This is a genomic window from Nonomuraea diastatica (genome assembly GCF_004349015.1).
GTDB classification, from domain to species: Bacteria; Actinomycetota; Actinomycetes; order Streptosporangiales; family Streptosporangiaceae; genus Nonomuraea; species Nonomuraea diastatica.
In genome coordinates this window covers 43,254-54,045 of sequence record NZ_SMKP01000055.1, presented here as the reverse complement: position 1 = coordinate 54,045, position 10,792 = coordinate 43,254, and the positions used below count along the sequence as shown (strand labels likewise).

Sequence of the window (10,792 nt, the reverse complement as noted above, 5' to 3'; positions counted from 1 at the left end):
AGCTGTGTATAAGAGACAGGGGTACGGCGGGAGCTCGCCTGGTGGGACTGCGGGGACGGGCTGCAGTGCGCCAAGTTGTCCGTGCCCGCCCACTGGGCCAGACCGCGCGGAGCCCGTACCGAGGTCGATGTGGCCCGGATGCCCGCGCGGGACCCGCGGCGGAGTCTCGGCCACCTGGTCGTGAACACCGGTGCGGGGTCCTCCATCCAGGACGTGCGGGCACGGCCCGACACCGTGAGCGAGCTGGCGCGGTGGTTCGACGTCGTGATCATGGAGGCGCGTGGGTCCGGCGACCACGACAGCGCGGCGGCCGTACGATGTGCGGCGCCGCCCCCTGACGTGCTGCGGCTCCAGCTGTCACGGGGCCCGGCCGGATGGCGCGCCCACGCCCGCGACAACGCCGCCTACGGCAGGAGTTGCCGCGCCGCCGCGGGAGCCATCCGGCTCACGTCCTGGCAGGTCGCCCACGACCTCGACGCCCTGCGGGCCGCCCTCGGCGAGGCACGGCTGCGCTACTTCGGCAACTCCTACGGGGCCGTCTACGGGCAGGCGTACGTGGAGTCGTTCCCGGCCCGCGTGGGGCGGATGTACCTGGAGGGCGTACCCGACCTCACCGAACCCGGGCTGGAGCGGCGGATGACCGCCAGGGCCCGCGCGGTGGAGCGCCAGCTGTACACCTTCCGCGACTGGTGCCGCGGCCATCTGGGTTGCCCGCTGGGTGAGGACGACGCCGTGTCGGTCTTCGACGACCTGGCCGGACGCGTGCCGCTGCCTGCCGGGCCGCGAAGCAAGGTGAACGCCCGGCGGCTGGCCGCCGCCGTGTACGCCGGTCTCACCCCGGCACGCTGGCCCGAACTGGCCAGCGCCCTGTCGGCGGCCAGATCCGGCGACGCCGGCCCGCTGGCGTCCCTTGCGTCCCCGTCCTTGGTGTCCCCGTCCCTGGCGTCGGCGGGTGCGGACGACGCGCCTGGGCTGCCGTCGAGCGGCGCGCTGAGCGGGCTCGCCCCGGGAGACGGTCATGGTGCGGTACGCGGGCCGGGCGCGACGGCGGGCGGCACGGACGGTACGACCCTGCGGATGATGATGTGTCATGACGTCGGGCCCGCCATGCCCCGATACCGGCGCTTTCTCGCCATGGAGGGGAGGTTGCGCGCGGTCGCGCCCCGGGTGGGGTGGATGAGCGGGAGACAGGAGGCCGGCCGGTGCCTGGGCCTGGCTGGCACGGGACCGTCGCAGGCGTCCCGGCCGTCCTCGCCGTCCGCGGGGACGCGGGTGCTGGTGGGGATCGGGCGGCTGGACATCGAGGCGCCCGCCTCCGGCGCGGCCCGGGTGGCCAGGCGCATCCCCGGCGCGGTGGTGTTGTGGCACGGCGACGGGCATGACGCCTACCTGCTGCAGGGCGTACGCAAGCTCCGCGCCACCTGCCTGCGCGCCCGCGTGCACGACCATCTCGTCAAGGGCACGCTGCCGGCCCGCGGCAGCGCCTGCGGGAGAGCCCTGGTGGAGGCTTGGTAAGCGGTAAGGTGCTGCGCGTGCTGATCGAACGGGCGGTGGCCGCGGACGCGGGTGAGATCCTCACCGTGCAACGGGCGGCCTACGTGAGCGAGGCCCAGCTCTACGGCGACCCGTACATCCTGCCGCTCGTCGAGTCGCTGGAGCAGATGCGCAAGGCCATCGAGAGCGCCGTCGTGCTCAAGGCGCTCGACGCGGGGCGGATCGTCGGCGCGGTGCGCGGGCAGCTGTCGGGCACCACGTGCGTGGTCGGCCGGCTGGTGGTCGCGCCCGACCACCAAGGGCAAGGGCTGGGCACGGCCCTGCTGCGGTCCCTGCACGAGGAGATGCCGGAGGCGTCGGCGTTCGACCTGTTCACGGGGCACCTGTCGGAGGGCAACGTGCGGCTCTACCGTCGCCTCGGCTATCGGGAGACGCACCGGGAGCGGATGGACGACCATCTGACGCTGGTGCACCTGCGCAGGCCCGCAGACCCGAGGTGATCCCCGGCGGCCCGCGGCGGCGTCGGGGACAGGCGTGTTCCCCATGGCTCCGCTCCGGTCGATAGGCTCGTGCCCGTGCTGACGACAGGGCTCACCGGCGGGATCGGTTCCGGCAAGAGCGAGGTGTCCAAGCGGCTAGCGGCCAGGGGCGCCATGGTGATCGACGCCGACAAGATCGCGCGCGAGGTGGTCGAGCCGGGCACGCCGGGCCTGGCCAAGGTGGTCGCCGCTTTCGGCGAGGGGGTGCTCCGCCCGGACGGCTCACTCGACAGGGAGCGGCTCGGGTCCATCGTGTTCAACGACGCCGAGCGGCTGGCCGAGCTCAACGCGATCGTCCATCCGCTGGTGGGGGAGCGGGTGGCCGAGCTGCGCAGTCAAGCGCCCGACGACGCGATCGTGGTCTACGACGTGCCGCTGCTGGTGGAGAACAACCTGGCTTCGATGTACGACGTCGTCATCGTCGTCGACGCGGCCGACGAGGTGCGCGTCAGACGGCTCGCCGAGCACCGGGGCATGCCGGAGGCGGACGCCAGGGCCCGCATCGCCGCCCAGGCGAGCCGGGAGGACCGGCTGGCGGCGGCCGACCTCGTGGTGCCGAACGAGGGCTCCCTGGACGAGCTGGACGCCCGCGTGGCCGAGGTCTGGCACGAGCTGACGAGGCGCGCCGGCCGCGGCTGAGCCCGTTGACGGGCTGACCACGATCCATGACCATCGGAAAGATCGCCCGACAGGTTTCGTGGAAGGACCCCGATGCCGCGCTTGTCCGCAGTCTTAACCGCAACCTTCATCGTGCTCATGGGAATCTTCCCCGGCGCCGCCGCCGGGAGCGCCGCGACGCAGACCTTCCGCAACCCGGTCAACCCGAGCGCCGATCCCAGCCTGATGTACCACGACGGCAACTACTACGTGGCCACCACGCGCGGCGACCGGATCGGCATCTGGAAGTCGCCCAGCCTGGCCACCTTGCTGTCGGCGCCCGAGCAGGTGGTGTGGCGCGACAACGACCCGAGCCGCAACACCCAGATGTGGGCGCCCGCCTTCCGCCACGTCGGATCCCGCTGGTACGTCTACTACACCGCCTCCGACGGCGTCGACGCCAATCACCGCATGTACGTCCTGGAGTCCGCGGGCGACGACCCGATGGGCCCGTACACCTTCAAGGCCACGATCGCCGACTTCGGCGAGTACGCCATCGACGGCGAGCCGATCACCCACAACGGCCGGCAGTACTTCGTCTGGGCCGGCCCGGGCCGCGGCATGGGCGGGCCGGCGCAGCTCTACATCGCCCGCATGAGCAACCCGTGGACGGTGACCGGCGGCCGGGTGGCCATCCCCGCCGACGGTGGCTGCACGGAGGTGCGGGAGGGGCCGACCCCGCTCTACCGCAACGGCAGGACGTTCCTGACCTACTCCACCTGCGACACCGGCAAGCCGGACTACCAGCTGTGGATGAAGAGCATCGCGGACGGCGCCGACCCGATGGTGGCTGCCAACTGGAGGCAGCATCCGGGGCCGGTGTTCTCGCGCAACGACGCCACCGGTGTGTGGGGCCCGGGTCACCACTCGTTCTTCCGCTCGCCCGACGGCACCGAGGACTGGATCGCCTACCACGGCAAGAACACCAGCGTATACACCTACGACTTCCGCACCACCCGTGTCCAGAAGTTCACCTGGAAGGGCGACGGCACTCCCGACTTCGGCCGCCCGCTGGCCGCCGGGGCCACCCAGGATCTTCCGTCCGGCGACCCGGGCGCGGCCACCTCGGTGATCAACGACTTCGATCCGCAGGTGGCGTACGCCGGCACGTGGCAGTCGGGCTCGGGCTGCGGCAACCAGTGTTTCTGGAGCAACGACCACTGGAGCGGCGAGGCCGGCGCGACCGCCACCGTCACGTTCACCGGCACCAGGGTGGCCCTGCTGAGCGTACGCGACCGCGGCAACGGCATCGCCGCGATCTCCATCGACGGCGGCCCGGAGCAGCGCGTCGACTATTACAGCGGCATCCGGGTCGGTGAGCAGCTCAACTATCTGAGCCCGGTCCTGTCGCCTGGCCCGCACACCCTGCGGGTCCGCGTCACAGGCGAGAAGAACCCCGCCTCGGGCAGCACCGTGATCAGCATGGACCGGATCGAGGTGTACTGAGCGTCACGGCAGCAGGTGGGCGGTCTGCTCGTACAGGCGGCGCGTCATCCGGGTCGAGGGTCGGCAGCGACGGGTCGACCGGGGCGCGCCTGTCGTAGGCGAGCAGGCCGCGGCCCGGCGGGTCGTCCATGAGCTCGATGATCGGCTCGATGCTCTTCTCGACCGGCTGGGCGAAGAACCTGGCCAGCACCTTGAGGACGACCTTGGCCGGCTGGCCGAGGCTGTCGGTGCCGCTGTCGGTGAAGCCCGGGTGGTGCAGGAGGAAGCGCGTACGCCCGTCCGGATGGTTGGCGGCGTAGGCGACGCCGAGGAGGTCGGTGGCGCGGCCTCCCTGGAGCACGGCCTTGATGCGGCCGAAGCCGTGCTTCAACGACAGATCGTCCCAGTCGATGCGGCCCTTGGTGACGCCGACGCCGCACACGCTGACGATCATCGGGTTCGCGCCCTTCTCCAGCAGGCCGGTCAGCCCGTAGCTGAGCAGCATGCGGCTGACATAGTAGAGGGCGAAGGTGGCCTCGAAGCCGTCGGGCGTCACCACCCGGCCGGGGAAGTGCCGCATCGCGGTGAGGACGAGCCCGTCCAGCGCGTCGTGCCGCGCCGTGATCTCCTTGATCACGCGTACGTTCTCCGCGACCGAGGTCAGGTCGGCCTGGAGGAACGCGGCCTGGTCGCCGGCCCCGGCGCGGGCCGCCTCGTCGAGGAACCGCCGGCCCTTCGCGGGATCGCTGCCGATGATCGTCACCTGGTCGCCGCGCCGCAGGAAGTGGCGGGCCAACCCTCTCCCCATACCGGTTGTGCCACCCGGCACGACATATGTCTTCATATTTCACCCTCCAAGTCATCGAACGCTGACTTGGAGGAACGTAACACACCATGGTCGTACAATGTCAACGATCGATGACTACGAAGGGAGCCCCGCGTGCGGAAGAGGGACCGGGAGGCCACCAAAGCGCGCCTGCTGGAGGCCGCCAGGCTGCGCTTCGCCCGCGAGGGCTACGACGCCACGAGCGTGCGCGACATCGCCGGAGACGCCGGCGTCGACGCCGGCCTGATCTTCCGCTACTTCGGCAACAAGAAACGGCTCTTCGACGAGGCCACCGCCGACATTCCCGCCGACCTGCTCGACGGCCCCGAGGAGGAGCTGGTCGCCCGCATGGTGCGTTCCGTGGTCTTCGCCGACTGGACCCGCTACGGCGGCGAGCACCCGCTGGTCGCCATGCTGCGCTCCTCGGCCCATGAGGACACCAGGCAGCGCATCCGCGAGGAGGTCTGCAACACCTATGTCAGGGCCCTGGAGGACCTGGCCGAGGGCGACGACGCCGAGCTGCGGGCGGAGCTGCTCAGCGCCTGGCTGGTCGGCATCGGCATCCTGCGCTCGGTCGTGGCCACCCCGGCGCTGGCCGAGGCCGGCCTCGACGACCTCGCTCCGCACGTGGCGGCCGTAGCCGGAGACCTGCTGGGCCGTCCCATGTCGGGCACCTCGGACGCGTGACGGCGCCGCCGGGCGCCGCCTGCCCCGTGCCCGCCGAGCACCCGCCGCACGCCCGGTGTGCAGGGCGTGTCAGGCGGCGGCCAGCGTGTAGGCGTCGGCGACCGCGCTCAGCGCCCAGCGCATCCGCCGCACGTACGTCTCGGGATGGTCGCCCGCCTCCTGCGCCACGTACTCCGCGCACCAGGACGCGTCGCCGCCGCACGCGCACAGCCGCTCGTCCACGGCTTCGCGGATCTGGACGGGCGACAGCCGGTCCGACGGCTGCAGAGCGGTCGCGAAGAGCACCTGCGCAAGCTCGGTCGTGGTGAACATGTCGGGCTCCTCTCCACACGTGCCGTTTGCCGGCACCCTCTAAATAGACATCGAACGGCGGCGGAACTCATCGACATATGACACACAACTTGTGTGGACTTTTCCTCAGGCACCCGTGGGGGAGCCGGTGTCAGGCGGAAAATGCGTCGAAACCGGACCGCGGCCGAACGTAGGATCCGGCGGCATGATCATGGATCCGGAAGTCCGCGCCTACTACGAGCGCGGCGGAGAGCTGACCAGGCTGCGCCAGGGGCGCGGCAGGCTGGAGTTCCACCGCACCCGCGACGTGCTGCGCCGCACGCTGCCCCCGCCGCCCGCGCGGGTGCTCGACGTGGGCGGCGGCGCCGGCGTGCACGCCGAGTGGCTGGCAGCCGACGGGTACGCCGTCGAGGTGATCGACCCGGTGCCCCTTCACGTCACGGAGGCGGCGGCGCTGCCGGGGGTGACCGCGCGGCTCGGCGACGCCCGCGACCTGCCCGTCCCGGGCGGCCAGGCCGACGCGGTGCTGCTGCTGGGGCCGCTCTACCACCTGCCCGAGCGGGCCGACCGGGTCCGGGCGCTGGCTGAGGCGCGGCGGGCCGCACGGCCCGGCGGCACGATCGCCGCAGCCTTCATCAGCAGGTACGCGGCCCTGCACGACAGCGTCTACCACGGGACCTTCACGCAACAGGACGCGCGGGCCGCCGACTACCGCTCCGTCGAGACCGGGACGATCGTCTCGCCCGTGGAGACGGGATTCCGGGGTTACCTGCACACCCCTGAGGAGATCCCCGGCGAGTTCACCGACGCCGGGCTGCCCGAGCCGCGCCGCTACGGCCTGGAAGGCGTGTTCTGGCTCTTTGGGGACGTGAACGCCTGGCTGGATGACGACGGGCGGCGCGAGCTGCTGCTTGACGCCGCCCGCAGGGTCGAGTGCGAGCCGTCGCTCCTGGGGGCCAGCGGTCATCTGCTGGCCGTGACGCGGGTCTAGAACCACCCGCGGTGGCGGGCCATCTTCTCCAGCCCGCGCTCCAGGGCCTGGTCCGCCGCGCCGGTCGGATCGTCGTAGCGGATGGTGAACCGGTTGTAGGCGTCATGACTGGAGGTCAGGAAACCGCCCCGCTTGTCGGCCTCCAGGATGACGTCCATCTTCCCGGGCCCGGCGATGAACGTCAGCTCCAGCTCGTTGAAGTGGCGCCGCCACTTGCCGCCGGCGTAGTACTCGATCTCCTGGAAGAACGGCATCGTCGAGCCGTAGAGCGTGCCGCGCTCCAGGTCGGCCTTCTTGAACCGGAAGCCCAACCGGTCGAGCGCGGCGATCACGTTCTCCTGGACGGGCAGCGGGCTGACGAACAGCGGGTCGAGGTCGCCCTTGTCGAGCGCGCCCGCCAGCGCCAGCTCCGTCTGCACGCCCAGCCTCATTCCGCGCAGCGGCTGCCCCGCGATTGCGCTGATCGGCGTCTCCCACGGGATCGTCACCTCGAACGGATGCTGGTGCTGCGCGCCCGCGGCGAGCTGGAACGGCCCCGAGACCTGCTGGCGCAGGAAGCTGTAGGTCGACTTGTACTCGTTGTCGCCCGACTCGACCTCCACGACCGCGGTCAGGTCGATGTGGATGCCCTCGACCTTGTAGTCCGCCTTGCCGCCGCGGAAGTGGACGACTGCGCGCAGCGGCTCGCCAGGGCGCACTCCCGTGTTGGTCAGCACCGTGTCAACCTCGACGCCCGCGCCGAACGCGGCCATCAACTTGCGGAACACCATGGGGGTTCTCCTATGCGGAAGGTGTGTGGCCGTTCACGTGACCGCTCCCTGGGCCGGAACCCATGCCCGAGATGCGGGGAAGCAACTGGGCCAGGAGGAGGGTGGAGAGCGCGGAGTCCGACTGCCCCTGCTGGGTGCGTACGACCAGCGGCTGGGGCGCGTTCTCCGCCAGTTTGGCGCCCACGTCGAGGCGCTTGCGGGCCAGCTCGTACTGCAGCACGGCCCGGTTGTCCCGGTACGACTCGGCCAGCCGGCGCAGCGCCTTGGCCTCGTTCTCGGCGGCGGTCAGCTCGGCCCTCCCGCGCGCCTCGATCTCCCACGTCACCCGCTGCGCCTCGGTCTCCTGCTCCTCCAGCATGCGCGCCACGTCCTTGCGCGCGGTGTTGTGGGCGGCCTTGACCTCGACCACGCGGGCGTCACGGGTCTTCTTGGAACGCTCGATCTCCATCAGCAGGGTGTCGATGCGGCGCTTGCGGGTCAGCTCCCACTCGCGCTCGTAGGCCGACATCTCCTTGGCCACCTTCTCCCGGGTGGACAGGTGCTGCTGGTACTGGTCGGGCAGCTGGACGTCGGGGATGTTGGCGCCCGTGATGCGCACGCCGTACCTGCCGAGCTGGCGGTTGAGCGCGTCCTGCATGTCGCCGACGTCGGAGCCGCGCAGGTCGTACGCGCGCTCGGTGTTGACCCTGCGGCTGCGCTGCCTGATCGCGTCCTGCACCGCGCTGGAGAGCACCAGGTCGAAGTTGCCCGCGCCGATCGTGCGGACGAACGCGACCGGGTCCACGATGCGGAACTTCAGGAAGAACTCGATCGACTTCAGCGGCACGTTCTCGGCCGTGGGGCAGGCCACGATCGGCGCCGAGTACGGGATCTCGGTCGAAGTGTCGACCACCGCGTCCACCCGGTCCCACGGCAGCCAGAGGTAGTGGCGGCCGGGAGGCAGCGTGCTGGTGATGGCGCCCCATCGGCTGCGCACGCCGGTGGTGCCCTCCTCGATCTCGATGATCGCCTTACGCCAGATCATGACCAGCGCCAGGGCCAGGAAGAACAGCGCCGCGAGCGCGGCGATGATCGTGAGGTCGGTCAGCGCGGCCATGCCGGCGCAGTAGAGCGCCAGGAACACCAGCGCCATCCAGGCGAAGCCGCGGCGGTCCTTGGGGATCACGACGGGGACGAGCTGGCCCTGCTCTCCGCCGCGCAGCAGCTGGCGGATCTCGCCCCAGGAGGCCAGCGACTCCTTGATCTTCGAGAATTCCCTGCTCATCGGTCGCTCACCAGCTCCTCATTCGCTGCGCGGAGTGCCTCGTTCCTCGGCCCTCCACTGCGCTCACTGCGTCGGGTTCGCTCCCTGCTCATCGGTCGCTCACCAGCTCCTCATTAGCTGCGCGGAGTGCCTCGTTCCTCGGCCCTCCACTGCGCTCACTGCGTCGGTTCAGCTCTGTGCTCACAGGAGCTCACTTCCCTGGGCCCGGCCGCCGGGCAGGAGGCGTTCGACGGTCCGATCGAGCTCCGGGTCGGGCTGCGGCGGCTCCACGGCCTCGCCCACGTCGGCGGCGGCCTTCTTGAGCAGGGCGACGATCTCGTCCTCCCGGCCCGCCACGCGCGCGCCGATCTCGTCGAGCCTGGAGCGGATGGCGGCCATGTCCTCGGGGGAGAACAGCACCGCGCCCTTCCCGCCCACCAGCTGCTGCGCCAGGGCCAGGAAGTCGATGTCGGTCTGCTCGCCCACCTGCACCACCTGCGGCAGCCGGGCCGAGACGGACTCCAGCTTGGTCAGCAGGTCCTGCTGGAAGCGGTAGTCGAGGATCTCGGGCGCCTCCGCGGCCGACAGCGCCCTGATGTCCAGCGCCTGGGCCTCCAGCAGCGCGGCGTTGGCGTTGGCCGTGGACTCGGCCTCGACCAGCCGCTGCCTGGCCTGCGCCGTGGCCTGGTGGGTGGCGCGTTCGAGCGCGGTGTCCATGCGGGCCTGGTAGCCGGCGATCTCGGCCTGGATGGCGCTCAGCGTCTCCTGCAGCCCGGCCAGCTCCTTGACCAGGTCGCCCTCGTTCTGCTCCTTGCGCAGGTTCAGCTCGTACTCGTAGGTGTAGGCCTCCTTGGCGACGCGGACCATCTCGGGGGCCGCCAGGTCCATGCGGTATTCCTGGCTGGAGGGCTCGGCGTGCGTGATGTTCACGTCGGTGAGCCGTACGGCGGGCAGGAACTGCTGGTTGAGGCTCTCCAGCATGCCGAGCGTGCTCTCGCCCACCAGGTCGTAGATCTCCTCGGCCCGCTGGGCGTAGATGAGGGAGCGGGTGACCTCGCTGATGGCGTTCTGGAGCTTCGACTGGAAGCCGCTGACCGAGCCGAGCACGAAGATGAACTCGGCCGGGTTCTCGATCCTGAACTGCAGGAACAGGTCCACGCTCGCCTTGACGCCCTGCTGGGTCGGCGCTTCGCTGATCGGCGCGTTGAACGGGTATTCGCGCGTGGTGTTGACGATGTAGCTGACCCGCTTCCACGGGTTGAACAGCGTCACCCGTCCGGGATCCGCGATGTGCACCAGCTTGCCGAACTTCGTGATCAGCGCCTTGCAACCTTCGGGCACCATCACCACGCTCCGCCGCCACCACAGGAACACGGCGGCCAGAACCAGGACGAACCAGTAGTGCGGGCCGAAGATCAGGTCGGTGTTGGGGATGACGTTGCCGAGGGCGCCGATCAGGCCGAGCACCACGAGGATGCCGAGGGGCACGAGGACCTTCGCGGTGCTGCCCTTGGGGATCACCACGGGTGAGATGACGTGCATGCCGTTGTCGGCGAAGCTGCGGTTGACGATCTCGCCGGCCTCGTTCAGCGACGCCGTTCTGGCCTCGATGAGGGTGCCGATGGAGACGCCGCCCTCGCGGGCCGCCACGAAGTCGTGCGGGTTCAGCGCGAAGCCCGGGGCCTGACCCTGTCCACCATGGGGTCCACCTTGGGGTCCAGCCTGGCCGGCGAACTGTTCCACGGCCTGACCCATTGCCTGGCGTACGTCACCCCCTTGCGCCACTGCTTGGGCGATGCCCTGACCTGCTTGGCGTAGTGCCTCTCTGGGACGTGACATTGGACCTTCCTTTTCCGCTACAGGCGATTA

11 protein-coding genes are annotated in these 10,792 nt (G+C 70.6%); 6 read left to right on the top strand and 5 right to left on the bottom strand.

Going from position 1 to position 10,792, the window contains the following annotated elements; translation table 11 throughout:
• The first annotated feature begins 138 nt into the window (after positions 1 to 138).
• The 4 genes from E1294_RS20510 to E1294_RS20495 all read left to right on the top strand — a co-directional run bounded on the left by E1294_RS20510 (position 139) and on the right by E1294_RS20495 (position 4,136).
• On the top strand, positions 139 to 1,515 hold the full coding sequence (locus tag E1294_RS20510) for an alpha/beta fold hydrolase (protein WP_132510430.1): 1,377 nt from the start codon (positions 139 to 141) through the stop codon (positions 1,513 to 1,515).
• 20 nt (positions 1,516 to 1,535) lie between these two features.
• A complete protein-coding gene (locus E1294_RS20505; protein WP_132510440.1) occupies positions 1,536 to 1,994 on the top strand; it encodes a GNAT family N-acetyltransferase in 459 nt (152 codons plus the stop codon).
• Between the two features lie 75 nt (positions 1,995 to 2,069).
• Positions 2,070 to 2,672: a dephospho-CoA kinase gene (coaE, locus tag E1294_RS20500; protein WP_132510428.1), complete on the top strand. Its 603-nt coding sequence runs from the start codon at positions 2,070 to 2,072 to the stop codon at positions 2,670 to 2,672.
• A gap of 117 nt (positions 2,673 to 2,789) precedes the next feature.
• A complete protein-coding gene (locus E1294_RS20495; protein WP_246083143.1) occupies positions 2,790 to 4,136 on the top strand; it encodes a glycoside hydrolase family 43 protein in 1,347 nt (448 codons plus the stop codon).
• Here E1294_RS20495 and E1294_RS20490 read toward each other — a convergent pair.
• A complete protein-coding gene (locus tag E1294_RS20490) occupies positions 4,108 to 4,923 on the bottom strand; it encodes an SDR family NAD(P)-dependent oxidoreductase (protein WP_220447836.1) in 816 nt (271 codons plus the stop codon). The two genes, E1294_RS20495 and E1294_RS20490, sit on opposite strands and share 29 nt — an antisense overlap.
• A gap of 132 nt (positions 4,924 to 5,055) precedes the next feature.
• Here E1294_RS20490 and E1294_RS20485 point away from each other — a divergent pair, with 132 nt between their 5' ends.
• Positions 5,056 to 5,628 carry a TetR/AcrR family transcriptional regulator gene (locus E1294_RS20485; protein ID WP_132510422.1) on the top strand — a complete coding sequence of 191 codons (573 nt, stop codon included), beginning with the start codon at positions 5,056 to 5,058 and terminating at the stop codon, positions 5,626 to 5,628.
• A 69-nt stretch (positions 5,629 to 5,697) separates the two neighbouring features.
• Here E1294_RS20485 and E1294_RS20480 read toward each other — a convergent pair whose 3' ends face one another.
• Positions 5,698 to 5,940 carry a hypothetical protein gene (locus E1294_RS20480; RefSeq protein ID WP_132510420.1) on the bottom strand — a complete coding sequence of 81 codons (243 nt, stop codon included), beginning with the start codon at positions 5,938 to 5,940 and terminating at the stop codon, positions 5,698 to 5,700.
• Between the two features lie 184 nt (positions 5,941 to 6,124).
• Here E1294_RS20480 and E1294_RS20475 point away from each other — a divergent pair, with 184 nt between their 5' ends.
• A complete protein-coding gene (locus E1294_RS20475) occupies positions 6,125 to 6,910 on the top strand; it encodes a class I SAM-dependent methyltransferase (RefSeq protein WP_132510418.1) in 786 nt (261 codons plus the stop codon).
• On the opposite strand, the gene E1294_RS20470 is transcribed toward E1294_RS20475, so the two are convergent.
• The 3 genes from E1294_RS20470 to E1294_RS20460 form a co-directional block, all read right to left on the bottom strand.
• Positions 6,907 to 7,680, bottom strand: coding sequence for a sporulation protein (locus tag E1294_RS20470; RefSeq protein WP_132510416.1), 774 nt, complete (start codon positions 7,678 to 7,680; stop codon positions 6,907 to 6,909). The two genes, E1294_RS20475 and E1294_RS20470, sit on opposite strands and share 4 nt — an antisense overlap.
• A 10-nt stretch (positions 7,681 to 7,690) precedes the next feature.
• Positions 7,691 to 8,944, bottom strand: a complete 1,254-nt coding sequence (locus tag E1294_RS20465) for an SPFH domain-containing protein (RefSeq protein ID WP_132510414.1) — start codon at positions 8,942 to 8,944, stop codon at positions 7,691 to 7,693.
• 180 nt (positions 8,945 to 9,124) lie between these two features.
• Positions 9,125 to 10,762 carry an SPFH domain-containing protein gene (locus E1294_RS20460; protein ID WP_165977392.1) on the bottom strand — a complete coding sequence of 546 codons (1,638 nt, stop codon included), beginning with the start codon at positions 10,760 to 10,762 and terminating at the stop codon, positions 9,125 to 9,127.
• Between the last annotated feature and the right edge of the window lie 30 nt (positions 10,763 to 10,792).